Below are 26,239 nucleotides of genomic sequence, written 5' to 3' on the forward strand. Positions count from 1 at the left end.
ACTTAGTGTCTGAAATGCCTCATACCGGTAAATACCATAATGAGACCGTGTTCGTCTGCGGCCTGAATCACTTCTTCGTCTTTGATGGAACCGCCCGGTTGGATGATCGCTTTGGCGCCGACTTTTGCTATGGCATCGATTCCGTCCCGGAATGGAAAAAATGCGTCGCTTCCCACATAAGATCCTACGACCGATAGACCGACCTTTTGCGCTTTCACAGCACCTAACTCAACAGAGTCGACTCTGGACATTTGTCCCGCGCCTATTCCTAAAGTTGAATTTTGATCCGTATAAACGATCGCATTCGATTTGATGAATTTTACACAGTTCCAAGCGAACATCAATCCTTCCAAGTCGTCATCGGTAGGTTTCTTTTTGGAAACAACCTTTAACTTGTCTTTGGTGATCAAATCATAGTCTCTGTTTTGTATAAGAAGTCCGTGGTGGAGGGAACGAAGATCCAGTTCATCCAAAGCTTCGTCGAATTTTGCAATGGGAATAAGACGGATATTCGGTTTTTTACTGAAAATCTCCAATGCTTCCGGAGAAAATCCTTCTGCGATCACTCCTTCCACAAAGTTCTTGGTGATTTCTTCCGCAGCGTCCTTTTCCACTTTTCCGTGGATTCCTATGATGCCTCCGAAAGCGGAAATCGGATCTGTTTTGCGGGCAAGTTCGAAGGATTCCAAAACCGTATCTCCGAAAGCGATACCGCAAGGATTCAAATGTTTTACAATCGATACCGCGTTTTGGGGAAGTAAGGATGCCACATGGAATGCCGCATCGAAATCCAACATATTATTGAAGGAAAGTTCTTTTCCCTGGAGAGCTTCAAATTGCGATTTTGAGAAAATCGGTTCGTAGAAAGCGGCATCCTGGTGAGGGTTTTCACCATAACGTAACTTTTGTTTTTTGGTGAATGCAAAAGAAATTTTGTCAGGATATTTGATATCCAGTTTTTTATTGAAGTAAGTTGAGATGGCGGTATCGTAACTTGCTGTTTCCGCAAAAACTTTGGCGGCATATTGAAATGCGGTTTCTTTTGAAATTTTGCCTTGGTTCTTTTTCCATTCTTCCGTAAAAGGTGCATAGTCTTTCGGATCGGTAAGTACCACAACGTTTTTGTGGTTTTTCGCCGCCGAACGAAGCATAGACGGTCCACCTATATCTATGTTTTCGATTGCATCTTCCAAACTACAGTCCGGTTTTTGAACTGTTTTTACAAAAGGATAGAGGTTGACTATGACGAGCTCAATAGGGGAAATCTGATTTTCCTTCATTTGTTTCACATGGTCGGGGTTCGTCGTATCGCCTAATAATCCACCGTGGATCTTCGGATGAAGAGTTTTCACCCGTCCGTGAAGGATTTCCGGAAATCCGGTAAAGTCGTCTACCTTTCTCACAGGAATTCCTGCTTTGGAAAGTGCGTCGTATGTTCCGCCTGTGGAGAGAATTTCCACTCCGTTCCCGCTTAAGAAGGAACAAATTTCCGTGATTCCCGATTTGTCAGACACAGAAACTAAAGCTCTTTTGATTTCGATCATTTTAGTATTTCTACCTTTCTTCCGTTGATTCTAAGTTTGTTTTCGCAAAATAATTGTATGGCGAGAGGAAGGATTTTATGTTCCTCTTTCAATATGGCGAGGGAAAGTTCTTTTTCTCCCCAAGATGATCCTATCTCTACTGATCTTTGTAAAATGACGGGACCCGTGTCCACTCCTTCCTCTACAAAATGTACTGTGCAACCTGAAATTTTCGCTCCGTAGTCGATTGCCTGTTTTTGGGAATCAAGTCCCGGAAAGGAAGGAAGTAGGGAAGGATGAATGTTGATGATTTTTCCCGGGAAGGAATTTACGAATTCAGGTTTTAAAATGCGCATATACCCGCAGGCGACGATCAAATCTGGAGATAGATCCTGCACTTTCTTCAAAAGATCTTTGTGATAATCTTTTTTGTCTTTGTAATCGGCATAGGGAAGAGTATAGGAAGGGATTTGAAAGCTCTGGGCTAGATCCAGTGCCTTTGCTTGGGGGTTGTCCGTAACGAGGCCCAGAATGGCAACCGGAGCCTTTTTTTTGCGAATGGCTTTGACCGCATTTTCAAAGTTGGAACCCCGGCCGGAAGCTAGAAACAAGACCTTTTTCTCTTTTTTTCTAAATCCGGTTGCCAGCACTTTTATCATGAGATAATCTAAGAATATTCCTTTGGAGCATTAAGCAAGTATCCTTTTTGGTCGATGGAATATTCAGGAGAAAAAAATGTCGCTTGCGAGAAAGACCGGTGCCTATTCTGGATACAATGAGTACAAAGCGAACGAGATATCGACTGTCAGTCAGATCAAGCTGATTGTGATGCTCTTTGACGGAGCCATTCGATTTTTGGGCATTGCAATGGATAATATGAATCCACGCAAATATGATGTGGTAAACAATCATATCATCAAAGCCCAAGACATTATCACCGAATTATTATTATCTTTAAATATGGAAGAGGGTAAGGAAGTCGCGAACGGTCTTTTGTCTCTGTATATTTACCTCAAAAAACGTCTGTTAGAGGCAAATATGAAAAAGGACAAACAAATCGTCGAAGAATGTATTAAAATTCTGACCGAATTGAAAACATCCTGGGAAGAGTTGGAAAAAAAAGAAGGCACTTCTCCGCAAAGCCCTGCAGTCAGACCTACTGGGATTTCCATTACCGGCTAATTGGTTTATAACAAGGACTTTGTTATTATGAGCAGGAAGGCATCCGATATTTCATTCTACGAAAAAAAATACAAGCTTCTCAGTTTGCTTTTCAGCAATCTCCAGGAAGAAGAAAAACTTCTTTCCTACGGGGATTCAGATTCAGCCGTTAAGCTTGAGTTCAAAAACGAATCCATTATCAGGAAACTGGAGACTTTGGATAGGGAAGCATATGAAATAGGTGATTCCCATCCTTCCTCCGAAGAAGAAATCGAATTTGCGGAAAAAGTTTTTCATCTCCTTGATGAAGCTAGAGACGCGCAGTTGAGAGTACAAAATCTTTTGGAAAAGGAAATGAATTCCGCCAAAAAAGAACTCTGGGAATTTCGGGTAAAAAGAAAGCTAAAGAGTCATTTTTTACAAAACTCCGGGCTTTCATGGACAAAGAATTACTGTTAGATGAGGCTCTTTCCTTTTTAGGACTGAATCATTTTTCCACTGAAGACGATTTAAAAGCGAGCTACCATAGGCTTGCCAAAAAATACCATCCCGATACGGGGGAGTTTACTTCCGAAATCTTATTTCAGGAACTCCAAAAGAATTACGAGTATCTGAAAAAGTATTTCGAATCGAACAAAAGTTTCGAATCTTTTGCCTCGGGAAAAAAAGAAGAAGCAACTCGTGCTGAAAGATCAAATCCGGTTCCATCCGATCCTATTTTTATAGTTTATAAAAAAGCGAAAGAAGAAGAAACAAAAGCGATTCTGAATTATTTTGAAAAAACAAAACTCTCCCCTTTGAATTTGGATGAGGCGAAAAACAATGCTCTCGCACAATTGCGTAGTAAACTCGATCCTGTTTGTAGAATCTATCTAGATATCGCGAAAAATCATCCGAATAGCATCTGGGCAAACGATTCCAAATCTTCTTTGGATCGGCTCAGCGTTTGGTGGAAACAGGGTCCATCTTAATAAAATCTTAATACACTATCTCCCTTTCTTAATTTATCTTCCGTTGACTTGAATCCCATTTTATAGGAAAATTTCAGGTATGAATGATATTTCATACTTGTTTGTCTTTTTCACTCTGCTACTTTTGGCGGCCCCCTTCACGGGATACTACATGGCCTGGATTCTGGAAGCAAAGTCTCTTCCTACTGAAAAAACGGTCTTTCGTTATTTGGGTTTGGAAAATCCGAAGGGCCAGGAACCGAAAGAGTATTTGAAAAGTTTGATCGTATTTCATCTGATAGGTGGGGTATTGTTGTTTTTGATTTTGAGTTTTCAAGACAAATTGCCTTTTAATTCGCTTAAGCTTTCGGGAATGGATTGGGATCTTGCGTTGAATACCGCCATCTCATTTATTACAAATACGAATTGGCAGGCTTACTCCGGAGAGTCCCAGTTGAGTTATTTTTCGCAAGCCGTTGGCCTGACTCCCCAGAATTTTGTAAGTGCGGGAGTAGGTATCGCCGTATTGGCATTTGCAGGAAGAGCCATTGCCAGCACCACAAAACAAGAGTTTGGTAATTTTTGGCAAGACTTGTATCGTTCCGTATTTTTTATACTGCTTCCTTTGAGTTTTATTTTGGCAATTCTGCTTTTGAGCCAAGGAGTGGTTCAATCTTTTGCGGATACCATTCAAACCTCGGGCTTTGACGGCAATCCCGTATTCATTCCGTTAGGCCCTGTCGCTTCTCAAGTGTCCATCAAACAATTGGGAACAAACGGGGGAGGATTTTTCGGAGTCAATAGCGCCCATCCCTTTGAAAACCCGACACCTATTTCCAATTTTCTAGAGCTGTTTTCGATCTTATTCCTTCCTGCGGCTTCTGTGTTTTTATATGGAAAAGCAGTAGGGTCTTTTCGTCATGCTTGGGTTGTATTCTTCGTGATGCTCGCTTTGATACTCTTGGGTTGGGCGGTAGTCTATATCTCCGAAATCGGTTCTGTCGGATATTGGGAAGGAAAAGAAACCAGATTTAGTCTCGCCGAATCGAGTTTATGGTTGTCGGCAACAAGTGCTGCTTCCAACGGATCCGTCAATTCCATGCATGATAGTTATTCTCCGTTAGCTGGCGGGGTGGCGCTTTTTCAGATTATGATCGGTGAAGTGATATTCGGCGGAGTGGGGGCCGGTATGTACGGAATGTTACTGTTTTTGGTATTGACCGTATTTTTATCAGGACTAATGACCGGTAGGACACCAGAATATTTGGGAAAAAAAATAGAAAGTTATGATATTAAATGCGTGTTAGTCGGGATATTGTCTCCAACCGTTTGTATTCTGATCGGATCGGCTGTCACTTTGATGATCGATTCCGGTTATAGCGCAAAAGGACCCCATGCATTGTCCCAGGTATTGTATGCATTTTCTTCAGCTTCGGGAAACAACGGTTCCGCTTTTGCAGGTTTCGGTGCGGATACGGTTTGGGGGAATTTAGCTTTGGGGTTTTGTATGTTAGTCGGTCGATTTTCCGTGATTGCTTCGGTCATTTTGCTTACCGGGAATATGGGCGCGAAAAAGACTACAGAAAAGGGACTTGGAAGCTTTAGAACGGATTCTTTATTGTTCGGAGGACTTCTTTTGAGCGTGATTCTGATTGTTGCCGGATTGTCTTTTTTTCCAGTCCTTTCGCTCGGACCGATACTCGAACAAATCTTACTCTCCAATGGGAAATTATTTTAAAGGGAATTTATGGAAAAATCAGGATTATTCATTTCTAAAGAATTATTCGTTCAGTCCCTAATGGGCTCTTTTGCGAAGCTTTCTCCGGGAAAAGCGTTTTTAAATCCCGTCATGGCCTCTGTTTGGGTTGGGACCGTATTGTTATCGTTACAGATCATGTATCATTTCTTTTTGGGGCGATATGTTCAATTTGACGTTACCATATTGCTCTGGTTAATCTTGACCTTGATCTTTGCTAATTTTGCGGAAGCGCTTGCGGAAGGAAGAGGAAAAGCTAGAGCGGATAGTCTGAAGAAAACAAGATCTTCCAGTTTTGCAAAAAAAGCCAAATCGGAAAATGATAAAGAGTTCACAATTGTAAACTCATCCGAGTTGAAGATAGGTGATTTGGTTTATGTTGAGGCGGGAGAGATGATCCCCGGAGACGGAGATGTGGTCATAGGTATTGCCAGCGTGGATGAATCAGCGATTACGGGGGAGTCGGCTCCTGTGATTCGGGAAAGTGGTGGTGATAGATCCGCTGTAACAGGAGGGACTAAAGTTTTATCAGATTTTCTCTATATCAAAATTACTGCAAATCCCGGAGAAAGTTTTTTGGATAAGATGATTTCTCTCATCGAAGGGGCTTCCCGAAATAAAACACCTAACGAAATTGCTTTGGGAATTTTGCTTACTTCTTTGACATTGTTATTCGGACTGGCAGTAATCACTCTGGTTCCTATTGCCGATTTTGTTTCGAAAGAAACAGGTTACAGTTGGAATTTAAGTTTTTCCATCTGGCTTTCTTTGTTTGTCTGCTTGATTCCGACGACGATAGCGGCTCTACTCAGTGCCATTGGAATTTCGGGAATGGAAAGACTCATCCGTTACAATGTTGTGGCCAAAAGCGGTAAAGCTGTGGAGGCAGCAGGAGATATCAACGTATTGTTATTGGATAAAACCGGAACGATCACTCTGGGAAACCGTGAGGCAAGAGCATTTTATGCGGCACCCGGTATCAAGGAAGAGGATCTGGCTGATGCTTCTCAGTTGTCTTCCCTATCGGATGAAACACCGGAAGGCAGATCGATTGTCATTCTCGCAAAACAGAAATTTGCTATCAGAGAGAGAAATTTACAGGACTTAATCGTTCGCTGGATTCCTTTTAGTGCGACTACCAGAATGAGCGGAGTGGAAATTTATAGTGATGGGAAATTAACAAAAAATATACGAAAAGGTTCCATAGATTCCATTCGAAAATTTGTAGAATCGCAGGATGGAATGATCCCTAATGAAGTGAGTGAGATATCCGAGGAGGTGGCTCGAAAGGGCTCGACTCCTATTCTGGTAGCCGATGGTAAAACCATACTAGGGTTAGTTGAACTAAAAGATATAGTCAAAGGCGGACTGAAAGAAAGATTTACATACATGAGAAGGATGGGGATTCGAACGGTGATGATCACCGGGGATAATCCGTTGACGGCGGCGGCGATAGCCGCCGAGGCAGGTGTGGATGATTTTATTGCAGAAGCGACTCCTGAACGGAAATTGGAAAGGATTCGAGAGGAACAAGCCAAAGGATATCTTGTGGCAATGATCGGAGATGGAACGAATGATGCTCCCGCGCTAGCTCAATCCGATGTAGGCGTTGCTATGAATACAGGAACCCAAACCGCTAGAGAAGCCGGCAATATGATTGATCTAGACAGTAACCCGAGTAAGTTGATTGAAATTGTTGAAATAGGAAAACAACTATTGATGACCCGAGGGGCATTGACCACATTTAGTATCGCCAATGACGTTGCAAAATATTTCGCAATCCTGCCCGCTTTGTTTACTCCCTTGTCACCTCTGAACATTATGAAACTATCTTCTCCCGAGAATGCGATTTTGTCCGCAGTGATATTCAATGCTTTGATCATTCCTGCTTTAATTCCATTGGCTTTAAAAGGTGTGAAATATGAACCGAAATCCGCCGATTCCGCTTTGGCTAGAAATGTTTTTCTATATGGCGGAGGAGGCATTGTTCTGCCATTTTTAGGAATTAAGCTGATTGATTTGATTTTAACAGGAGTATTTTAATGAGCCGTATCAATACGCAAAATGATTTGGGGATTGCAATTCGTTTTATTATAATTTCCATTTTGATTTTAGGATTTGTTTATCCCTTGTCTGTGACTCTGATTGGTTCGAAAATTTTTCCGGACTTATCGAATGGAAGTCTGATTAAAAATAAAGAGGGCGAAATAAAAGGTTCTTATCTGTTGGCACAAAAACATCAGACAGGTATTTATTTCATTTCCCGGCCTAGTGCAGGAGATTATTCGACTCTACCGTCTCTTGCTTCCCAGTTGGCACCTTCCAGTTTGGATTTACACAAAAAAGTGGAGGAGAGAAAATCGGATCTTGGTTTGAAAGGAATTGATTGGAATCGGTGCCAGGAACTTTTGTATGAGTCAGGGAGCGGGCTTGATCCTCATATCACTCTCGATTGTGCCAAAGCACAGGTTGCTTATATTGCAAAAAATAGGAATATACCGACAGACAATCTCGATCTTGCAATTGATCGAATGAAAGAGAGTCCCATTTTCGGAATCCTAGGTAGGGAAAGAATCAATGTTATGTTACTCAATCTTCGTTTAGAAAGCTTGTGAAGGATCGAATGAAAACCCCGGAAGAATATTTGGTTTTAGCCAAACAGGATGCAAAAAACACATCGGGAAAGTTGAAGGTTTTTTTCGGAATGTCTCCCGGCGTAGGTAAAACCTATGCTATGTTAAAGGAAGCGCAAAGAATGAGAGAGGAAGGAAAATCCGTTCTCGTTGGAATTGTTGAAACCCATGGCCGGTTTGAAACGGAACAGTTATTGGACGGACTTGAAATTCTTCCTTTGAAAAAGATTCATTATCGCGACAAGGAATGGGATGAATTGGATACTGAAACGATATTGAAGCGAAAGCCTGAATTTGTTTTGGTAGATGAGCTTGCACACACAAATATTCCCGGTTCCTTACACAAAAAAAGATATCAAGACGTTTTTGAAATCCTTGAAGCAGGGATTCATGTTTTGACGACCGTAAATGTACAACACTTGGAAAGTCAGGTGAATTTAGTTGAAAAAACACTTTTGTCGCCCGTAAAGGAAACAATTCCCGATTCTATTTTGCAAAGAGCAGACGAACTCGTATTAATTGATATTATTCCTGATGAATTATTAAAAAGACTGAAGGATGGAAAAGTTTATCTTCCTGAAAAAATCGAATGGGCGAAGGAAAATTTCTTCAAAGAAGAAAATTTGACCTACCTTCGGGAATTGTCTTTGAATTACACGGCTCGTTTCGTGGAGAAGAGATTGCCTCAAGGGAAAGAGAGCCTGCTCGTTGCCATCTCCGCAAGTCCCAGTTCCAAATCTTTGCTTCGACAAGCGAAAAGACTGGCAATCGAAAGGAATAGTGAATTGGTTGCGATTTTTACGGAAGCGGAGGATGGACTTAGTCCGGAGGAGAAAAAAGAAATACGTTCCCATATCAATCTGGCTAAAGAATTGGGAGCTGAAGTGGTTCATTCGTATGAGTCCGATCCCGTTATCGGGATTGTGAATGTTGCGAGAGAAAAGAGAATTAATCGGATTATGATCGGGAGAAATACAGATTTTTACCGGTTCTCTTTTTTTAAGAAATCCGTTCCTAACCGCTTGATCGGATTGTTGCAAGATGTGGAAATTATAGTTGTACCTATCGAAAGAAAAGCGGGAAAGAAGATCAGCCTTTGGAAATTGCTGATTCCTTCTTCGAGTGTTAGAAGTTATCTAAGCGTTTCCTTACTGGTAGGTGTTCTGACTTTTGCAAATTCATTGGTGTTTCCCTATATAGGTTACTGGCCGATTTCCATTCTATATTTGTTTTTTGTGGCTTTGTCCGGAGTATTCTATACAAGAGGTCCTGTTTTAGTTGCTGCACTTTTGTCGGCATTTTTATGGAATTATTTGTTTATCCCTCCTAGATTTACTTTTTTTATCACTAAACTGGAAGATCTATTGATGTTTTTTATTTTTATCATCATTGCTTTGGTGAACGGAAGTTTGACGGCAAAGTTGAAAAAGAATGAGGTTAAATTAAGATCCAGAGAGGAAAAATTATCCATATTATACGAACTGACTGCAACGCTTTCTCAAACTTCCTTGGGTAATGAAATTTTAAAAGTAGGGGATTTGTTTTTTAAAAGACTTTTTCCCTTTCCGGTTCGTATGCATTTATTTCATAATGGAAAGTTGAGTCCTGATATTTCCGATCCTAAAGAATTAGCGGTTGCTTTGTGGGTAATAAAAAATGGAAAGCCGGCCGGTAGATTTACCGATACATTGCCGTTGACAGATAGCAGTTTTTATCCTTTATTATCTCCCGGTGGAACAACCGGTGTTATCACGGTTCAAACTAAGGAAGAGCCTAGTTTGGAACAGGAAATATTGTTAAACACGATTGCAAATCAGGTTTCCATTGCTTTGGAGAGGGACACTTTATCGGAAGACGCGAGGAAAAATTATCTATTAGTCGAATCTGAAAAACTTTATAATTTGCTATTTAATTCTTTGTCTCACGAATTAAAAACTCCTCTAACGGCTATTAACGGTTCTGCTACTGCTTTAATGGATCCTGAGATTGACGGTAATCAGGAAGCTAGAAGGGCATTGATCGAAGAAATTCAATCCAGTGCATTGATCTTAAATTTGTTACTTGGGAATCTTTTGGACATTAGCAGGATTGAATCTGGCCATCTTGCTTTAAAGAAAGAAAAGATTTATCCGAATGAAATTATTTCCGATGTAATATCTTATTTGGGTTCTTCCAAGGAAGGACATCAAATTATTACGAATGTTGTAAATCCGGAGATCCCTTTGATTTTGGATCGAACTTTCTTTGGCCATGCGATTTTTAATTTGGTTTATAATGCTTGTTTGTATTCTCCCAGAGATTCTAAGATTATGATATCCGTTGAAATGAAAGAAGGGATGTCGGTTTGGAAAGTGGAAGATGAAGGAATGGGACTTCCCGAAGATTCCTCCGTGGTATTTCAGAAATTTTTTCGAGGGGAATCTACAGGAAAGATCGGGACCGGCCTCGGCTTGGCAATTACAAAATCCATTATAGAATTGCATGGAGGTAATATTGTAGCAGAAAATAGAAAAAAAGGTGGAGCTTGTTTTCAGATTGAAGTTCCTTTTCCATTAGATGCATAATTCTCATCTACCCAAATCTGATGTTATCTTGATTGTGGATGATGATACTCGTATCAGAAAAATTCTTCGTATCGCTTTGGAAGCGAAAGGCTATTTCACTTTGGAAGCTGCTTCTAAGAAGGAAGCAATCGAGCTTATCGCTTTGCAATCTCCTAAACTCGTTCTTTTGGATTTGCAATTACCTGATGGATCAGGGGAAGATTTGATAAAAGAGGTCCGGCAATGGACCGAAATTCCTGTGATCGTGCTCTCGGTAATCAATCAAGATGAGGACAAAATCCGGCTACTAGACAGCGGAGCGGATGATTATGTTACTAAGCCATTTTCTATGGGAGAATTGCTGGCTCGTATGAGGACGGCTTTGCGTCGTATCCCGGAAGATGAATCTCAATCGCCGTGGCATCACGGAAATCTGAAAATTGATATTACGAACCGTCAAATATTAAAAAATAATAATGTTGTTCGTCTAACACCAACTGAATTTCAGTTATTGGCATTTTTTATCAAAAATTCAGGCAGGGTTTTGACATATGAAATGCTAATTAAAGTTATATGGGGGGATGATGCTCAAAATGAAATGAATTCTTTACGAGTGCATGTCGCACAGTTAAGAAAAAAGATAGAAGATCATCCGGGCGAGCCTCAATGGTTATTTACTGAGCCAGGTATTGGTTATCGATGGAAATAGCTTTTGTAATCGGTTTTTATGAGGAGTTTGTGCAATGTTTGATTTGGATTGTGTAGGTGGGGATCGGTGTTTGGTAGTTTTTTCTTAGGTATTGGTGGGATTCGAGTGACTGGAAAGATGTGGTACTTCTTACAACACCCAACGCACGCATTACCTCCAACCAACCAAGTTCTTCCCATTCCAACATCAACACAAGTAATCTGCTCCTCGAAATCCCTAAAGCTTGTGCCATTATGTCCATTTCCACCAAATCTCTGTCATGTATCCTACAGCTTACTTTTTTCAAAGCTAAGCCGGTATTTTGGTAAGTGCGAGTAACCTTCTTTCGAATCTTAGGTATCAATCCTTGGTAGATAGGAAAGGCAGACCCTTCCAATAGACTCCTTACTAGACCGGAGTAAGAACTACCTCGCCGCCAGCCTGCTTGCCGCCGTTTTAAGATTAATTCTTCGGGAATCAAAAAGGAAGTATTTATATCTTTGATATAACGAAATCGGTAAGTAACAGTTTCGCTATTTTCTTCAGAAAATTCCTTTTTGCTAAACCCTTTGCGTATAAATTCATTAAAATCAATAATTGAATCTTCATCTCTCATAAATAAGGAGGGTCAAGTTTCAATAGATTTGGTCTAATTTTTTGGTTCGGTTTTTAAGTGATTTGAATTTATAAACTCTCTTAATTTGAATGCTTCGTCAACAAACTCAATGGATGTTATTTTTTCCCGGTCGAGAAAAATCAAAGTCACTAGTCCTTTTTTACGAGGAATGGTAGAGCCTATATTTTCTTCACGGATAAGATGGATGGTGTAAGAATAAGATCTCATTTTGGGTAAGGCTACGAATTTAGTGATCAAACCTGGCATTTTATGGATATCGGAAATCAGGACGGATTCTGACTGATTCAATAGAGAATCTCCATCTTTTTCCAAAACACTATGTACGATCTTACTTGCGTCCATATCGGAAACAAAAATTACTTTCTTCGTATTTTGAGCGATAGGTGCTTCTTTTTCAAATTGGTTTGTGAAAATGATTTTAGGAAAAGAATCTCCTTTGCGAAGCCAGTTTTCATCTTCCGCAAAAAGGTCGGCTGTCAGAAAAAGAATCAAAAGAGGAAAGGTCACCAAGGAAAAAATTCTATGATAGGGGATTTGCATTTGTTTAGAATCCGCCAATCGCCAAAAAAATACAAGGTTTTGTCAGCCCCAGTTTTTGCGTTTCACGGCAAAAACTGGACCAACAGGCAACCTTAAAACAGCCTTTTAGCCAAGTCGAAAATCAAATCTAAGGGCTAGGTGTGCCTTCCGTTCCTCCGATCAAACCGAGTGAAATTTCAGGAATCCAGCTTACAAGCATTAGACCTATCAAAAACAAAGCAACGATCGGTGCGACCGATTGAATGACTTTACCCAATGGTTGTTTGAAAATCCCAGATGCAACGAAAAGATTCACTCCGACCGGTGGGGTCAGATATCCGATCTCTAAGTTTACAATCATGATAATTCCAAAATGAACTGGATTGATTCCGTAGTTCACAGCCATCGGTGCAAGGAGCGGAGCTAATACCAAAATCGCACTCATGATGTCCATAAACATCCCTACAATCAAAAGTAAGATATTCACTCCGATGAGAAATGTTACCGGGCTTGAAATCAGTCCCGACATGGTTGCTACTAAGTTTTGTGGAATTTCATTTTCGATCATGAACTTGTTCAAGCTCACTGCCAAAATCAAAATCAGAAATAAAATTCCTAACATCTCGGCACTTTCTGCCATAATCTTTGGAATTTTAGGAATCTCCAATTCTTTGTGAACAAAAACTTCAACCAAGATAGCGTAAAACACGGCTATGGCGGCAGATTCAGTTGCAGTAAAGAAACCTGAATAGATTCCTCCTAAAATAACAGCTGGCATCAAAAGAGCAAGAGTACCTTCTTTCCAAGCAATTTTGATATCCGACCATACCCATTTGCCACGTTTCACTGTCTTGCCCGCCCGGATGATCGAGTAGAGCATCAGTAATGACATCAAAAGAATCCCCGGCCCGATCCCTGCTATAAACAAATCAGTAACGGAAACACCCACCATAATCGCATAAACGATCATAGGGATACTCGGTGGAATGATGATCCCTAAAGTCCCCCCGGAAGCAAGTAGCCCCATGGAGAAGTTCGTCGGATAACCAGCCTTAGTTAAGGATGGGTACATAAGTCCGCCGATTGCAATCAATGTCACAGGGGACGAACCGGAAATCGCTGCAAAAATCCCGCAGGAGAAAACCGCAGCAATGGCAAGTCCACCTGGAATCGGAGCAGTCATTGTTTCCGCAATTCGAATCAAACGACGCGCAATACTTCCATGGGTCATTAAATTTCCTGCGATGATAAAAAGAGGAATCGCAAGTAGAATCTCTTTGTCTCCCGCAAAAAATAAGTCGCCGATTACGCTATTCAACTCTCTGAAAGACTCAAGAGGAGGTTCCGGTAGAAAGTAATAACAATATAAAGTAACGGCACCCATAAGTACAATGAGTGGTTGTCTGAGAAAGATCAGTCCGACGAGTAGTGCAAGAATTCCCCAAGAACCCATTATTTATCCCCCCTAATTTCCGTATCGGAAAGTTTCCACTGTTCTTTTTCAGCGGCTTCCAATGCTTCTGTCGCTTCATTTACATCACTCGGGATAAGTTTTGGAAAGATTGCATAAGCAAGATGACGAAGTCCCATCGAAGTAAATACATAAGGGAAAATCAATTGAACTTTCCATAATGAAATCTCCGTTACAGGGTTAACTTCATCCAATTCTATACTTTCCAAAACATAGATTACGGAAAGAAAGGATAGAAACAGGAAAAATGCGGAAATGGTAAATTGTTCTGCAATTTTTACATAAGGAATCAATTTTTTAGGTAATGCCTTGTCCGCGATTTCAGGGCGAAGATGAGACCCTTTAGCGCTTGCTAACGCAGATCCGAATAAGCCACCCCAAAGCATAAAATAAAGGGAAAGTTTTTGCGCCCAAACAATACCGCCACGACCCAGCCACTCCAAGGTTCCTTGGAGTCCTGAATGGATGGAACCGGTAATGTAAACCGACCAATCCCCTACAATTCCTGCAACGCTCGTATTTGGATATGCATCCAAAATTGCCATAAGCCAGTTGAATACTTTATCAACTGCCTCACGTTTTGCGACATCGGCAATCATTAAGAGAGTGAGTAGGAGAAAACAAATTCCCCCCGCCCACTTCTCGCCGAAGCTAAGATAGTTAAGTATTTTTTCTACGACTTTCATCGAGATTCTCCGCGCCTTGAAGGTTTATATTTTTATTTAGTTACCGCAAGCGGCTTTTGCTTTTTGGATTTTGTCGTAGATTTGTTTTGACTGTCCGCCGATTTTACCAACTACTTGACCAGCTACCGTATTGGCAGTTGCTTTGAAGCTAGCTAGTTCGGACGAACTCGGTTCATACACTTGAACATCCGCTTTTTTCAAAGTAGCAATCATGTTTTTTTCAATGGCACGCACGGCAACTCTCGCACTTGGAGCCAGACCGTTTCCTTCTCCCATCAGAATTTTCTTTTGATCGTCATTCAAAGTATCCCAGAATTTTTTAGAGTAAACGATCGCAGCCGGTTGGTAGATATGGCGGGTCAAACTGAAAAATTTGATCGCAGTTTGCCATTCAGCAGCAAGAGTGAAAAGAGGAGTGTTGTCAAAACCTTCCACAACCCCTGTTTGGAGAGAAGGAAGAACTTCCGGGATAGCAATCGGGATTCCGCTAACACCTAACGCTTTCCAATAAGCAATATGGACAGGTGATTCTTGGATACGGATTTTAACACCTTTCAAATCGTCAGGAGTTTTTACCAGTTTGGATTTTGTTCCGATACTTCTATATCCGTTTTCAGCCCAAGTAACAAAGATTAAACCCTTTGCTTCGAATAATTTTCTGAAATCTTCCTGTAAGTGGTCATCCAAAACACAGTCTGCTTGAGAATAACTGCTGAATAAATAAGGAATTTCAAGTACGTTCAATTCCTTAATCGTATTGGCAAGTGCTCCTGCTGTGAGACCGGCACCTTGCAGTTTACCACGGATCACTTGTTGGAGGATTTCGTTTTCCCCACCCATTTGTCCCCCCGGATAAACTTTGATTTTGATTTGTCCGCCGGACTCGGAATCGATTTTTTTCTTAATTTTAGCAAGTTCGTTAGTCCAAGGAGAACCCTCCGGAGCAACAGTTGCTAGTTTAACAGTAGTTTGAGCTGAAATTGCCCCGGCAGTTGCCAAGGCAATCACAGCACATAAAACGGATGTAATTACGTGCTTTTTGATCATTTTGTTTTCCTGGTAGTTTTAGATTAGAGTTCGTCGAGAAGCTTTTTGGCTTTTCTTTGTTCTACAATTTGTTCGGGCTCAATCTCAGGTAGAGATTTAGGATTGCCTTTCAAAACAAAGTTCAGTTGGCTTTGAAATTTAGTTTCATCCCCTTTGAGTAAACTTTCGGAATAAAGAACTCTCACTGCAAAATAATTAGGATGTTTTTTGATCGCTTCTTCGAAAAGTTTTGCTCCTAGCTTTTTGTCTCCCGTTGGAGAAAGAGCATTGCTAGTTGCTTCGTAACGAAGAGTTGCCGAATAAAAATATTCTTTGGCAGGAAGTTGTTTTTCCAATTCCTTCACTCTGTTCACCATTGCAGAGAACTTGCTTCTGTTTCCTAGAAGGGTAGTGAATCCTACAAGTCTCGACCATTTTCCGAGAGAAGCATATCTCCAATATAGAGAATCGATATCTTCCACAGTCAAAGTATCCAGAGCTTTTTCAGGTTCAACACCTTCGGTCAGTTTCTTTCTGAATGCAGGATTCATTGCAAGTCCCGCCTCACACCAGTTTACTGCAGCATCATAGAACTTAACGGATTCTTCCTTAACGGCAGCATCTGAATCTTCCCCAGTCAGTTTCAGCCACAAATGCCCGTCACCCATCAAGTAATTTCCTGTACAAAGCATTACCTTAACATCCGTATATTGAGGATTTTCGTTTGCGAATTTTTCCAGTAAAACAAGTGCTTGGCGAAGGTCGGCTTCATTTTGTCTGTTCTTCCATAACTTTTCAATTTCAGCAGGAAGTTTTGCGGGAGTTTTTGAGCGTTCTACCGCTTCTCCGGAAATTTTAACTTGTCTAGATTTTCCGCAAGCTACCACACTGAGCACCAATAAAGATGCTATTAGTAAATTTGACCATTTGCTGGTTCGAATCATTGTCTCATCATCCTCCGATTTCTATTTAAATGAAGTCCCAATTCTCCCAGACGGGGAAAGGGTTTCAACTCATGTTCCGTGTAATTTTTAGAAAAAGTCTAAAAATCTGAAACAAACCTCATCTTTCCGAAGAAAAATACATGTATTTGACGCAAATGCAAGAAAGTTTTATTTTTAAGGCAGAATGATCGCGTTGGAAGGCCCGGAAACACGCAAAGAGCTGGAACTATTTTGTGTGGAAAGAGAAAGGCTAATCGCTCTCAAGCTGATGTACTGGCCTGAGGAAACGGTTCTTTTGAAACGGCATACCGCTCCAGAAGTAGCCACAGCGGCTACAGGATCGATTTCAAAAACATACTCCGTCGGTTGATTTGTAAGAACAGTGATCTGTCCGTTTTGCAAACTGCAATCACTTCCTGAATTTAAATCTCCCGGGTTCCTCGCTTCCGATTCCGAATTTCCATGGAAAAGTCTGTAACCCTGAAAAATGATCTCCGGGTTACTTGCTCTAACTCTTAATATAAAATTGGAGTTTCCGTTGTTAACTGCACTGACAAGCAAAGGAGGGGCTTGGTTGGAAGCGGAGGCAGTGTAATTTGTACAATCGACGATGAGTATGGCGATGGAAAGAAGGAAGATAAAAATTCGAATCATTGGCTGATAGTCGCCTCGGGTTTGGATTCATTTCTTTTTTTTTTCCATAAAAAAAGTAAAAAACCGATCACAACGACACTTACGATCACAAGGATCGCGGTTTGGCCCTGACGCACCCATTTCATCAGCTCATCAAAATTGTGAGCTCCGTAAAATCCTAAGTAAACCCAAACCGGAACGGAAATGGAGGCTGCAAACCCATCTGTAAGTAAAAAACGAATAAAGGAAATCTGTCCGGAAGTCCCGGCAGTAAAGAAAATCGGCATTCTAAGCCCTGGCATAAACCTACCCACAAAAACGACCCATTTTCCGTATTTTTTAAACTGGGTCTGGACTTTTTCAAATCGTTCCGGATGGAGGAGAGATTTGAGAATCGGTAGCTTCAGAGCTCTTTCTCCATAATGGCTTCCCAACCAGAATACGAAGCTGTCACCGATTAAAACCCCGGCCATCCCCACAAAGAACATGACATGCACATTGGTATAACCTAAACCTGAAATTACCCCCCCTGCGGTCAGGGAAATGTCTTCAGGGACGGGGAGACCAAAACCACAAAGGATCAGCACTCCGAATACGGCAAAATATCCGTATTGCATAAAAAAGGTTACTAGAGTTTGTAAAAAGTCCATGCGGTGTTTTATACTGTTATTAGGATTTAACGGAAAAAGGAAAGAGAATTTATGCTAAAAGGAAGACAGGCGTTCCTGGAAGAGGAAGAAAAAAATCTAGCTCCTTATGCAGTGAAAAGCAATGCGTCCGCAGAAAGGGTTTATCAGGAAGAAGATCATCCGTATCGCCTCCCATTCCAGAGGGATAAAGACAGGGTTTTACATTCCCAATCCTTTAAAAGACTGGAATACAAGACGCAAGTCTTTGTTTATTCCGTGGGAGACCATTATCGCAACCGATTGACCCATACTTTGGAAGTCGCAGGTGTTTCCAGAACGATTGCCAAGGTTTTGGGCTTGAATGAAGATCTGAGCGAAGCGATTTCCCTGGCACATGATTTGGGACATTCTCCTTTCGGACATGCAGGTCAGGAAGCTCTTGCAGATATCATGAGGGGAAGGGGTGGATTTGAACATAACAAACAGTCTCTCAGGGTGGTTCAGAAATTGGAGCGGAAATATCCCAATTTTCCGGGACTAAACCTTTGTTATGCGACCCTTGCGGGAATTATGAAACACGGAGGAGATTACGATCTTTCCGATTTGAATATCCAAAGAAGGGAAGACGGGCCGAGTCTTGAGGCGCAAATCGTTGATTATGCGGATGAAATCGCTTATTCCACTCATGATATCGAGGACGGTTTAGAAAAACAATTTTTAAAACTGGAAGATTTGATGGGAGTTGAAATTTGGAGAAGAAATTATTTGGAATCCAAAATCAAATATCCTGCTGTCAAAGACGAATTGGTTTTGCGGGCGACTTACAGAAATATATTAAATGAATTTGTTTCCAATCTGATTACAACTACAAGTTCCAATTTATCAAATCTTGGTGTATCTTCGCTAGAAGATGTTTACAAATCATTTCGTAATAAAAAAAGAATCGTTGGGTTTGCGGATACTCTTAGGGAAGAGTTGAAAGAATTGAAACATTTTCTCTGGAATCAATTGTACAGGCATCCCGATGTGATGAGAATGAGTGAAAACGGAAAAGAAACAATCCATCTATTATTTCAATACTTTGAGAAAAATCCATCCAAGATCCCCGATTCCTATTTGGAAAGGGAGAAAGAAGAAGGAAGAGATAGAATCATCTGTGATTATATTGCAGGAATGACTGACCGTTATGCGGTCGAAACTTTAAAGTCCGAAGGAATCTTTTGGCAACCTTACTAAAATTGAAGTCCGATCGATCCTATTGAAAATTCCTTCCGAGATTCTATTAAAAATTCTCTCTCCATTCCAGGATCAGGCTTTGTAAGGCGTTTGAAAAACTACGCCAGTTTTTCTGCCAATCCGCCGAACCATCGCTTCCCACTTGGTTTGTAACGGATAATACTGCGAAAAGATTTTTATTTAATTTCCTTGCGACCGTAGCAAGTCCGTACAATTCCAAATTTTCCACATCCAGGCTTTCCCATTCCTTGCTTGGAGGAAGATCCAGGTCTTTCAAACTGAGACAAGTAGGCGCATTTGTTTTTTTGGAAAAGAAAATATTATCCTTAAATCGGATCTGTTTTTTAGCAAAATCCGACAGTGAGAGTAAAGTAGGGTTGTCCTTTGCAAATCCAATCCAGCTTTGTTCCTTTAAGATCTGTTTTGTGATCCCGAGGTTTGCAGCAATTTCCAAATGGTCGAATTCGGAAGAAACTACAATCGAACCTGTGGGAATTTTCGCCCAAGGGTAAGCTCCGCAGGATCCTATAAATACAATGCTTTCAATTTCAGGATGTTTTAATAAATAATCGAATGTATTTACACCTGCTTCCAGGTTACCTATTCCCGCTTCCAGTAGGTGGGGAAATGTCCCGGATTTTTTGAGTAGGTCCGTCTCCCCAAAAAAAGCACTGCAAAATAAAATTCGGTTAACCAGCTAACAATCCTTTTGTTTCCGCAAATCCGTGCATCAGATTTAGATTCTGTAACGCTTGTCCTGCGGCGCCCTTGCCTAAATTGTCCAGAGCGGAAACGATCACCAGATGATTTTTTCTCATTCTGAATCCGATATCTAAAAAGTTTGAATTTTGAACTTTCCTTATCTCCACATCTTCCGGAGTAGGAAGCAGTCGGATAAAAGGTTCGTTTTTGATATGGTTCGAAAATTTTTCCCGAACCGTATCTTCGCCTATTCCGTCGGAGAGCTGGATATAAATCGTAGAGAGTATTCCCCGGTAAACGGGTAATAGGTGAGGGGTAAATACTATGTCCTTTGATTCTGAGCCGACAAATGCATATTCTGCGATCTCGGGTTCGTGTTGGTGGGAGAGAACTTTGTAAGATCTGAAATTTTCATATACGTGAGTGTATGCGAATCCGATTTCTTCCGTCCTTCCTCCCGCTCCACTGACTCCCGATTTGGAATCAATGATGATGGGGGAGGAAATTTGTTTTCTCAAATCTCCCAGAAGTGCGATCGGCAAAATCGCGGACGTGGAAAAACAACCGGGGTTGGATACAAAGTTTGCGTTTTTTATTTTTTCCCGAAACAGTTCCGGGATACCGAAAACTACATCTTTCATTTTATCAAAATGAAGATGTTTGAATTTATAAGCTTTTTCGAATATGGATTCGTCGTGGAGTCTGTAGGCACCCGAAAGATCGATCACCTTATGACCTTTTGCCAGCAACTTCGGAGCCATCTCCATAGAAGCCTCATTCGGAGTGGCCAAAACTACTGTAGTTCCGGAAGGAATTTCCGAATCATGTTTTACAAAGGAAAGATCCGGCATCCCGGGCTCACTTGGAAAAACTTCCCGGAGGGATTTTCCGTTTACCTGGTTCGAGGTAACATGAACCACTTCAAAGCCGTCATGGCCGGAAAGCAAACGGAGTAATTCTCTTCCTGTGAGTCCGCCTGCACCGATGATCGCTAATTTTGACTTTGACATAAATAAAGGTCCTTGCCTTGAATGTCTTTTATTTCAGACCGAGCTGTCAATTCTGAAATCGTTTGGTCTAAATGAAGGGATCAATTATGAAATTCAAAAAACTCGGTTTTACTATATTTGCCATTCTGTTAGTTCTTATATTTTGCCTGATACAGACTTCCTGCCTCAGCTCTTTCGGAGGGGATCCGGAAGGAAAGAGATTGGAACGAATCAAATCCTCTCCCGAATATAAAGGAGAACATTTTGAAAACGAGCCGTTTGTAGAAATGCTTAACGGAAGCGGATATTTTCAGGTTCTCAAACGGCAGTTATTCGGTGGCGAACAGAGAGTCCCTGATTCTCAAATTCCCGTTTTGAATCCCGATCCCGGCTTATTCCAAACTCCCGTAAGAGAAGGATTACGTGCGATTTGGTTCGGTCATGCTTCCGTATTGATTGAGTTAGATGGTATTCGTATTTTTACCGACCCGGTTTTTGCAGACAAGGTTTCTCCTTTTGCGAGTCTCGGTCCCGACAGGTTTTTTCCTCCTCCGATTCCGCTCGCTTTACTTCCCAAAATAGATGCAGTCGTGATTTCCCATGACCATTACGATCATTTGGATATGTCTACCGTTCAGTTTTTAAAAGAAAAAGGTACCAAATTTTTCGTCCCTCTCGGGATAGGAGCTCATTTGGAAAAATGGGGAGTGAATGAATCCCAAATTGTGGAATTGGATTGGTGGGAAAAAGGAAAGGTAGGTGCGGTGGAATTTGTTTGCACTCCCGCAGTTCATTATTCGGGAAGGGGGCTTTTCAATCGTAAATCGACTCTTTGGTCTTCCTGGAGTTTGATCGGTCCTAAAAACAAAGTATTTGTCAGCGGAGATACCGGTTATTCCCCTCATTTTTCCCAAATAGGAAAAAGATTGGGACCATTTAACCTAACGGCGATTAAGGTTGGTGCGTATGACTGGTCTTGGGATGGAATTCATATGAATCCGGAAGATGCTGTCAAAGCAAACTCGGATGTGAATGGCAAAACGATGCTCCCTGTACATTGGGGAACATTCAATCTTGCCATTCACGAATGGAAAGAACCGATCATTCTTACTGTAAAAGCTGCAAATGAATCGAAAACGAATTTGGTAACACCAAAGCCTGGTCAGGTGGTAGAAGTCGGATCACCGTTTCATTCCGAACCTTGGTGGGAAAATGTGAAATAGGAAACTTACTTTGGTTTGCGGGTATCTCCCCACTGTATAATGGTTTCGAACAGGATACTGCTTCCCAGTTTTAGGTTTTCGATTTTCAGATTTTCGTCTTTTCCGTGCATTGTGTCCAGATCATCCGGTTCCAGAATGGCGGGAATCAGACCGTAACAGTCGATTCCTATCCTTCGAAAGCTGGCGTTGTCGGTCTTGCCGGGAGACATGAATGGGGCTGCTATACTTTTTTCCACTTTCGATACTGCAACATTGGCTAGGATTTGGAAAAGGGGAGAGGAAATCGGTGAAGAGTCGGCACTCAATTCATCATAGACCTCCACTTCCACAGAATAGTTTTTCGCAATGGCTCGGATCTTTTCGATATAGTCTTTTGTATTCACTCCCGGTAATACTCTCACATCCAGTTTGCCGAATACTTCTCCGTTCAAGACATTATAACCGGTTTCTTCTTCACCTGTAAAAAGGCCGGTGATGGATTTCGTATTCGTCGTCATAGCTGTTAGGTGTCTGTTCTTTCGAATAGGACCTGCTAAAAAAGGTTTGAATAAAGGATTGCCCGCATTCTTTAAAAAAAGCGAATTTGGAAATCCGCTGATCACTCCCAGTTGGTAAAAAAATCCTTTTGTCTCTTCCGTGATTTTGATGTTTGTATCGAATGCTAATATTTCTTTATAAAAATTAATCAGATTCAAGGATGCGTATTCGGTAGGAGGAGTACTTCCATGTCCGCTTTTTCCTTTTGCTTTGAGCTTGAGCCAAAGATTTCCTTTTTCCGCATACTGAATATTGAAAATAGTCACTTCGGGAACGATTGCATTTTTGACTGCGACTCCTCCTTCACTGATCAGAAAACCGTAATCCTGGAACAGATGTTTATGTTCCGCAATCATAAACCTTGCGCCGAATTTCGAACCAGATTCTTCGTCGGATAACGCGAGATACATTACCTTTTGAGTGAGAGGGACTTTAGATCTTTTAAGTTCCAAAAATGCCATAAGTTGCATCACCGCCATTCCTTTCATATCGATGGCGCCTCTCCCCCAAACACGACCGTCTTTGATCAAACCGGAGTAAGGCGGAACTTTCCATTCTTTAGCATCTGCTTCCACAACATCTATGTGATTTGCCAAAATCAGGCCTTTTTCGAGTATCTGGGATTTTTCCGGCTCGAGGACTGCTACTAAGTTCGCATGATCCGGTCTGGATTTCGGAAAGTAAATTTCGGAAGGAATTCCTTCTTTTGCGAGATAGGCTTGTAAGTATTTGATGACTTCTATCTCGTTTTTTCTATCCGTAGGAATGCGGATCAAGTCCTGTAAAATTTTAACCGCTTCCTCGTTCCTTTTGTCCCAATCAACTTGGATCGTATTCGGTTTTAATTTGATTTCCTGAATGGGGGAACTTGCGCAATAAGAGATGAGTAAGAACAAAGAGAAGAACTGAAGTATCCGAAAGATGGATTTTTTTACGATATAATGGTTAAGTGAATTATAATTTTCCGATTTCATAATGATTACCTTGTTAAAAGCCCCGCATCCAAAACAAACTGTGCTCCCGTTATATATCTGCTTTTTTCGGATGCAAGAAATAAAACCGAGTTCGCAACATCTTCCGTTTCCACCCAGGGAACGGGAAGCAGATTCCCAGCCGATCTTTCCGCGATTTCTATCGGAGTGGCACCCTCCATCTCCGCTAAACCGTCGTTCATTGGTGTATTGACTCCGGTAGGGTGCAATGAATTGACTCTGATTCCGTAAGGAGCAAGCTCAATGGCCCAGGATTTTGATAGTCCGGTCAGTCCCCATTTGGAAGCAGCGTAATGGGACAATCGGTTCATTCCCCGAAGACCCGCAACGGATGAGTTGTTTATGATGACTCCTGATTTTTGTCCGATCATGATGGGGATGACGTGCTTTCCTACGATCCAGGAACCTTTCAGATTGATGTCGATCATGGAGTCCCATGCTTCTTCCGTTAATTCGTGGGACAATCCGTACGCACAGATCCCCGCATTATTAAATAGAACGTCTATCCTTCCGAATTTCTCCGAAGTTTCCTTTACGGCTTTTTCTATTTCCCGATTATTTCTTACATCTGCGGTAAGAATCAATGCTTCGGAGCCTAACGATTCGATTTCTTTTTTTAAAGAAACCAATTCTTCGTTCGTTCCCAAAGAATAGGCGGGATAAGTCAGTTGTTTTGCAATATCGAGGGCTGCTACTTTTGCCCCTTCTTTAGCGAATGCGATTGCAGTCGCTCTTCCCTGTCCGTGGGCTGCACCTGTTATAAATACAACTTGGTTTTGAAATTCTTTACTCATGGGATTGTCCTTTTGTTTTGGTAAACGGTTCGAGATATTCATCTAACGGAATTTTCAATACATTATTTAGTAAGTTGGTTGCGATCATGATTCCTGCGAACGATGTGAGTAAAACGATTTCTTTTTCGGTGAAAACTTCCTTTAGCTGGTCGAATAATGCATCCGAAACCTGATTGGATCTGTTTACTATCTCCCTTCCAAAATCGACTAACAATTGCTCTCTTTTGTTGAGTTTCAATGATTCCGGACTTTCTCCCCATTCGATTAGGATTCTTCTGAAAAAAGTAGAACAGATCAAACAATCCGTTTCTGCCGAAATGGCGTGGGAAAATATAGTAAAGGCACGTTCACCTAAAAAAGGAACAAGTTCGTCTTTCAAAACATACCATTCCATATAAGATTTATAAGCTGGAAGGGAGTGAAGCAAAGTCCTCTTCATATTTGTGATTCTTCCGTTTTTATCTATTTGATAATCATATTCTTTTTTTACTTCTGTACTGACGGAATTGTATTCTGTGAGAGAAATTCTACTCATTTTAGAGCCTCGTTTTGTTTTAATGTTTGAATCGGATTTGCGTTTAGATGATTGAAATTCGTTTTGTTTCTTTTTAATATATAGCTTCTTACGAAAAAATAAATAATTCCGATTAAGATGATAAAAAATAAGTCGAATAGTTTTTTTCCCTTTGTTAGGTTGTAAACTAAGGTTCCAGTAAAGAAGACGGCACTGATTGTTCCGAGGATTACCGATATCAAAATGAAAGAGCTGCTTAAAAGTCCTCCCTCCTGTTTTTGCACTTTGAGAATACTTCGAATGATAATGATACAATAGAGTTGGCCGATCACAACTAAAAACCATCCGATCGTGGAATAAGTTGCAAGTATTTCCAGGTTGTGATTTAAAAAGAGACCGAAGCAGGCAAGAGCATATATGATTGTGAAAGTTGCCGGATAGGATAAACCGAATTGATTTTTATTCAGAATTGCGGGAAAAATTTTATCCTCCGTCATGGCATGAAGGGAACGGGATACGATTAAGAAAATTCCATTTAAGGAAGTTACCACTGCAAGCATGGGACCTCCCAACATAAAGATGATAAACTCAATCGAATTCAATTTTGTTTTTACAACTTGAACAAGAAGATCTTCCGATTCGAAATTGTGATTCCTTTCCAAATTTGATACGATCGAGAGACTGAAACTTATGTATAAAATCACTACCAAAGGATAAGATAAGGAAAACGCTCTTACTAAAACGGAACGTGGATTCTTTGTTTCTTTTCCCAATTCTACAATCGCGTTGGAACCGAAAAAAGTAAAACTGAGTAAGGACGCGGCACTTAATAGTTTTGTAAACTTGGGAAAAGAATCGAAGGAATATATTTTAATATTGCTTATATCTGTTATGCGAAAAATGCAGAATAGAAGTGCGATGACCAAAACGGACACCATTATATTCTGAATGATTAAGACAGGTTTGATTCCGATTAAATTTAATAGATAAAAAAAACTGAGAATTCCGAATGCCCAGATCTCTTTGGATCCAAAAGGAAAGAAGTTTTTGGTAATCTCCGCCGCAGTCAATGTAAAGAGAGGGATTTGGCCAAGGCATGCTGTCAGAACAAAAAACCAAGCGATGATAAATCCGAGCATAGGAGAAAGGAATCGGCTTACGTAAAAATAATTTCCACCGGTTGCTGGAAGGAAAGCACCTAACGAAGCAATGGGGAAGATGATGAAAAACATCGGAACGGCAGCAACCAGGTAAGCTACCGGCAAAAAGAAGCCTGTTTCTTTGGCAAGGGTACCTGTTAGAACGAAGAGTCCTCCTCCGATCGTCAGTCCAACGGACATGGAAATCAATGCGAAAAGGGAGAGTTTATGTTTCCCTTCGGGCGGCGGGTTCTTCATTAGAACATAGGAAGAATTGATCCGGAACTTCGCAAGAAGAATATCCGTTATAGCGA

The 26,239-nt window shown here is 41.0% G+C and carries 26 protein-coding genes; 10 read left to right on the forward strand and 16 right to left on the reverse strand.

The window, feature by feature from the left end:
• Positions 1-2 precede the first annotated feature (2 nt).
• Both purH and purN read right to left on the reverse strand, forming a co-directional pair.
• Positions 3-1,544 carry a bifunctional phosphoribosylaminoimidazolecarboxamide formyltransferase/IMP cyclohydrolase gene (gene purH / locus DI077_RS07170; RefSeq protein ID WP_109018914.1) on the reverse strand — a complete coding sequence of 514 codons (1,542 nt, stop codon included), beginning with the start codon at positions 1,542-1,544 and terminating at the stop codon, positions 3-5.
• Positions 1,541-2,170: a phosphoribosylglycinamide formyltransferase gene (gene purN / locus DI077_RS07175; protein WP_174705616.1), complete on the reverse strand. Its 630-nt coding sequence runs from the start codon at positions 2,168-2,170 to the stop codon at positions 1,541-1,543. Before purN ends, purH begins: the two co-directional genes overlap by 4 nt.
• 88 nt (positions 2,171-2,258) lie before the next feature.
• Between purN and fliS the strand changes: the two genes are divergently transcribed.
• From fliS to DI077_RS07215, 8 genes are all read left to right on the forward strand, one after another.
• Positions 2,259-2,705, forward strand: a complete 447-nt coding sequence (gene fliS, locus DI077_RS07180; RefSeq protein WP_109018916.1) for a flagellar export chaperone FliS — start codon at positions 2,259-2,261, stop codon at positions 2,703-2,705.
• A 27-nt stretch (positions 2,706-2,732) separates the two neighbouring features.
• Positions 2,733-3,143 carry a flagellar protein FlgN gene (locus DI077_RS07185; protein ID WP_109018917.1) on the forward strand — a complete coding sequence of 137 codons (411 nt, stop codon included), beginning with the start codon at positions 2,733-2,735 and terminating at the stop codon, positions 3,141-3,143.
• The gene (locus DI077_RS07190; protein ID WP_109018918.1) at positions 3,122-3,655 is read left to right on the forward strand and encodes a J domain-containing protein; all 534 of its coding nucleotides are present in this window, start codon (positions 3,122-3,124) and stop codon (positions 3,653-3,655) included. The genes DI077_RS07185 and DI077_RS07190 overlap by 22 nt, the downstream gene beginning before the upstream one ends.
• 79 nt (positions 3,656-3,734) lie before the next feature.
• Positions 3,735-5,372 (forward strand): potassium-transporting ATPase subunit KdpA, encoded by a 1,638-nt coding sequence (kdpA, locus tag DI077_RS07195; protein WP_109018919.1) that lies wholly within the window; start codon positions 3,735-3,737, stop codon positions 5,370-5,372.
• Positions 5,373-5,381: 9 nt separating this feature from the next.
• Entirely contained in the window at positions 5,382-7,433 is a 2,052-nt protein-coding gene (gene kdpB / locus DI077_RS07200; protein WP_109018920.1) for a potassium-transporting ATPase subunit KdpB, read from the forward strand.
• Positions 7,433-8,005, forward strand: coding sequence for a potassium-transporting ATPase subunit C (locus tag DI077_RS07205; RefSeq protein ID WP_109018921.1), 573 nt, complete (start codon positions 7,433-7,435; stop codon positions 8,003-8,005). Before kdpB ends, DI077_RS07205 begins: the two co-directional genes overlap by 1 nt.
• Before the next feature lie 8 nt (positions 8,006-8,013).
• Positions 8,014-10,587: a sensor histidine kinase gene (locus DI077_RS07210; protein ID WP_109019000.1), complete on the forward strand. Its 2,574-nt coding sequence runs from the start codon at positions 8,014-8,016 to the stop codon at positions 10,585-10,587.
• Positions 10,580-11,275: a response regulator gene (locus DI077_RS07215; protein ID WP_109018922.1), complete on the forward strand. Its 696-nt coding sequence runs from the start codon at positions 10,580-10,582 to the stop codon at positions 11,273-11,275. Before DI077_RS07210 ends, DI077_RS07215 begins: the two co-directional genes overlap by 8 nt.
• A 16-nt stretch (positions 11,276-11,291) precedes the next feature.
• Here the strand turns inward: DI077_RS07215 and DI077_RS07220 are convergent, their stop codons facing one another.
• The 8 genes from DI077_RS07220 to DI077_RS07255 form a co-directional block, all read right to left on the reverse strand.
• Positions 11,292-11,870: a DUF1564 family protein gene (locus DI077_RS07220; RefSeq protein ID WP_109018923.1), complete on the reverse strand. Its 579-nt coding sequence runs from the start codon at positions 11,868-11,870 to the stop codon at positions 11,292-11,294.
• Between the two features lie 33 nt (positions 11,871-11,903).
• Positions 11,904-12,431: a hypothetical protein gene (locus tag DI077_RS07225; RefSeq protein ID WP_242935397.1), complete on the reverse strand. Its 528-nt coding sequence runs from the start codon at positions 12,429-12,431 to the stop codon at positions 11,904-11,906.
• Between the two features lie 127 nt (positions 12,432-12,558).
• Positions 12,559-13,863, reverse strand: a complete 1,305-nt coding sequence (locus DI077_RS07230; RefSeq protein ID WP_109018924.1) for a TRAP transporter large permease — start codon at positions 13,861-13,863, stop codon at positions 12,559-12,561.
• Positions 13,863-14,567 carry a TRAP transporter small permease gene (locus tag DI077_RS07235; RefSeq protein ID WP_109018925.1) on the reverse strand — a complete coding sequence of 235 codons (705 nt, stop codon included), beginning with the start codon at positions 14,565-14,567 and terminating at the stop codon, positions 13,863-13,865. Before DI077_RS07235 ends, DI077_RS07230 begins: the two co-directional genes overlap by 1 nt.
• A gap of 36 nt (positions 14,568-14,603) precedes the next feature.
• Positions 14,604-15,614, reverse strand: coding sequence for a TRAP transporter substrate-binding protein DctP (gene dctP, locus DI077_RS07240; RefSeq protein ID WP_109018926.1), 1,011 nt, complete (start codon positions 15,612-15,614; stop codon positions 14,604-14,606).
• Between the two features lie 23 nt (positions 15,615-15,637).
• The gene (locus DI077_RS07245; protein ID WP_109018927.1) at positions 15,638-16,537 is read right to left on the reverse strand and encodes a TRAP transporter TatT component family protein; all 900 of its coding nucleotides are present in this window, start codon (positions 16,535-16,537) and stop codon (positions 15,638-15,640) included.
• A 174-nt stretch (positions 16,538-16,711) separates the two neighbouring features.
• Complete coding sequence (locus DI077_RS07250; protein WP_109018928.1) at positions 16,712-17,191, reverse strand: LIC11661 family lipoprotein; 480 nt, start codon at positions 17,189-17,191, stop codon at positions 16,712-16,714.
• A complete protein-coding gene (locus tag DI077_RS07255; protein ID WP_109018929.1) occupies positions 17,188-17,820 on the reverse strand; it encodes a DedA family protein in 633 nt (210 codons plus the stop codon). The genes DI077_RS07250 and DI077_RS07255 overlap by 4 nt, the downstream gene beginning before the upstream one ends.
• Positions 17,821-17,871: 51 nt before the next feature.
• Between DI077_RS07255 and DI077_RS07260 the strand changes: the two genes are divergently transcribed.
• Complete coding sequence (locus DI077_RS07260) at positions 17,872-19,035, forward strand: deoxyguanosinetriphosphate triphosphohydrolase (protein WP_109018930.1); 1,164 nt, start codon at positions 17,872-17,874, stop codon at positions 19,033-19,035.
• Between the two features lie 46 nt (positions 19,036-19,081).
• On the opposite strand, the gene DI077_RS07265 is transcribed toward DI077_RS07260, so the two are convergent.
• Positions 19,082-19,489: a hypothetical protein gene (locus DI077_RS07265; protein ID WP_109018931.1), complete on the reverse strand. Its 408-nt coding sequence runs from the start codon at positions 19,487-19,489 to the stop codon at positions 19,082-19,084.
• Between the two features lie 235 nt (positions 19,490-19,724).
• A complete protein-coding gene (gene argC, locus DI077_RS07270) occupies positions 19,725-20,747 on the reverse strand; it encodes an N-acetyl-gamma-glutamyl-phosphate reductase (RefSeq protein WP_109018932.1) in 1,023 nt (340 codons plus the stop codon).
• Between the two features lie 71 nt (positions 20,748-20,818).
• On the opposite strand from argC, the gene DI077_RS07275 reads away from it, so the two are divergent.
• Positions 20,819-21,949, forward strand: a complete 1,131-nt coding sequence (locus DI077_RS07275; RefSeq protein WP_109018933.1) for an MBL fold metallo-hydrolase — start codon at positions 20,819-20,821, stop codon at positions 21,947-21,949.
• A 5-nt stretch (positions 21,950-21,954) separates the two neighbouring features.
• Here the strand turns inward: DI077_RS07275 and DI077_RS07280 are convergent, their stop codons facing one another.
• The 4 genes from DI077_RS07280 to DI077_RS07295 are packed head-to-tail and all read right to left on the reverse strand — an operon-like array spanning position 21,955 to position 26,183.
• Positions 21,955-23,460 carry a M20/M25/M40 family metallo-hydrolase gene (locus DI077_RS07280; RefSeq protein WP_109018934.1) on the reverse strand — a complete coding sequence of 502 codons (1,506 nt, stop codon included), beginning with the start codon at positions 23,458-23,460 and terminating at the stop codon, positions 21,955-21,957.
• A gap of 5 nt (positions 23,461-23,465) precedes the next feature.
• Positions 23,466-24,272 (reverse strand): mycofactocin-coupled SDR family oxidoreductase, encoded by an 807-nt coding sequence (locus DI077_RS07285; protein ID WP_109018935.1) that lies wholly within the window; start codon positions 24,270-24,272, stop codon positions 23,466-23,468.
• Positions 24,265-24,807, reverse strand: a complete 543-nt coding sequence (locus DI077_RS07290) for a carboxymuconolactone decarboxylase family protein (RefSeq protein ID WP_109018936.1) — start codon at positions 24,805-24,807, stop codon at positions 24,265-24,267. Before DI077_RS07290 ends, DI077_RS07285 begins: the two co-directional genes overlap by 8 nt.
• On the reverse strand, positions 24,804-26,183 hold the full coding sequence (locus tag DI077_RS07295) for an APC family permease (protein WP_109018937.1): 1,380 nt from the start codon (positions 26,181-26,183) through the stop codon (positions 24,804-24,806). Before DI077_RS07295 ends, DI077_RS07290 begins: the two co-directional genes overlap by 4 nt.
• Positions 26,184-26,239 lie beyond the last annotated feature (56 nt).

Origin of the sequence: Leptospira kobayashii (assembly GCF_003114835.2) — a bacterium.
Lineage (GTDB): Bacteria > Spirochaetota > Leptospiria > Leptospirales > Leptospiraceae > Leptospira_A > Leptospira_A kobayashii.

Bases quoted from the DNA above. Each gene is read 5' to 3' on its own strand.
- kdpA (WP_109018919.1), top strand. From the start codon at position 3,735: ATGAATGATATTTCATACTTGTTTGTCTTTTTCACTCTGCTACTTTTG.
- DI077_RS07235 (WP_109018925.1), bottom strand. From the start codon at position 14,567: ATGAAAGTCGTAGAAAAAATACTTAACTATCTTAGCTTCGGCGAGAAG.
- DI077_RS07245 (WP_109018927.1), bottom strand. From the start codon at position 16,537: ATGATTCGAACCAGCAAATGGTCAAATTTACTAATAGCATCTTTATTG.
- DI077_RS07255 (WP_109018929.1), bottom strand. From the start codon at position 17,820: ATGGACTTTTTACAAACTCTAGTAACCTTTTTTATGCAATACGGATAT.
- fliS (WP_109018916.1), top strand. From the start codon at position 2,259: ATGTCGCTTGCGAGAAAGACCGGTGCCTATTCTGGATACAATGAGTAC.
- DI077_RS07210 (WP_109019000.1), top strand. From the start codon at position 8,014: ATGAAAACCCCGGAAGAATATTTGGTTTTAGCCAAACAGGATGCAAAA.
- purH (WP_109018914.1), bottom strand. From the start codon at position 1,544: ATGATCGAAATCAAAAGAGCTTTAGTTTCTGTGTCTGACAAATCGGGA.
- DI077_RS07250 (WP_109018928.1), bottom strand. From the start codon at position 17,191: ATGATTCGAATTTTTATCTTCCTTCTTTCCATCGCCATACTCATCGTC.
- DI077_RS07225 (WP_242935397.1), bottom strand. From the start codon at position 12,431: ATGCAAATCCCCTATCATAGAATTTTTTCCTTGGTGACCTTTCCTCTT.
- DI077_RS07185 (WP_109018917.1), top strand. From the start codon at position 2,733: ATGAGCAGGAAGGCATCCGATATTTCATTCTACGAAAAAAAATACAAG.
- kdpB (WP_109018920.1), top strand. From the start codon at position 5,382: ATGGAAAAATCAGGATTATTCATTTCTAAAGAATTATTCGTTCAGTCC.
- DI077_RS07275 (WP_109018933.1), top strand. From the start codon at position 20,819: ATGAAGGGATCAATTATGAAATTCAAAAAACTCGGTTTTACTATATTT.
- DI077_RS07215 (WP_109018922.1), top strand. From the start codon at position 10,580: ATGCATAATTCTCATCTACCCAAATCTGATGTTATCTTGATTGTGGAT.
- DI077_RS07290 (WP_109018936.1), bottom strand. From the start codon at position 24,807: ATGAGTAGAATTTCTCTCACAGAATACAATTCCGTCAGTACAGAAGTA.
- dctP (WP_109018926.1), bottom strand. From the start codon at position 15,614: ATGATCAAAAAGCACGTAATTACATCCGTTTTATGTGCTGTGATTGCC.
- DI077_RS07190 (WP_109018918.1), top strand. From the start codon at position 3,122: ATGGACAAAGAATTACTGTTAGATGAGGCTCTTTCCTTTTTAGGACTG.
- DI077_RS07205 (WP_109018921.1), top strand. From the start codon at position 7,433: ATGAGCCGTATCAATACGCAAAATGATTTGGGGATTGCAATTCGTTTT.
- DI077_RS07230 (WP_109018924.1), bottom strand. From the start codon at position 13,863: ATGGGTTCTTGGGGAATTCTTGCACTACTCGTCGGACTGATCTTTCTC.
- DI077_RS07220 (WP_109018923.1), bottom strand. From the start codon at position 11,870: ATGAGAGATGAAGATTCAATTATTGATTTTAATGAATTTATACGCAAA.
- argC (WP_109018932.1), bottom strand. From the start codon at position 20,747: ATGTCAAAGTCAAAATTAGCGATCATCGGTGCAGGCGGACTCACAGGA.
- DI077_RS07295 (WP_109018937.1), bottom strand. From the start codon at position 26,183: ATGAAGAACCCGCCGCCCGAAGGGAAACATAAACTCTCCCTTTTCGCA.
- DI077_RS07285 (WP_109018935.1), bottom strand. From the start codon at position 24,272: ATGAGTAAAGAATTTCAAAACCAAGTTGTATTTATAACAGGTGCAGCC.
- DI077_RS07260 (WP_109018930.1), top strand. From the start codon at position 17,872: ATGCTAAAAGGAAGACAGGCGTTCCTGGAAGAGGAAGAAAAAAATCTA.
- DI077_RS07280 (WP_109018934.1), bottom strand. From the start codon at position 23,460: ATGAAATCGGAAAATTATAATTCACTTAACCATTATATCGTAAAAAAA.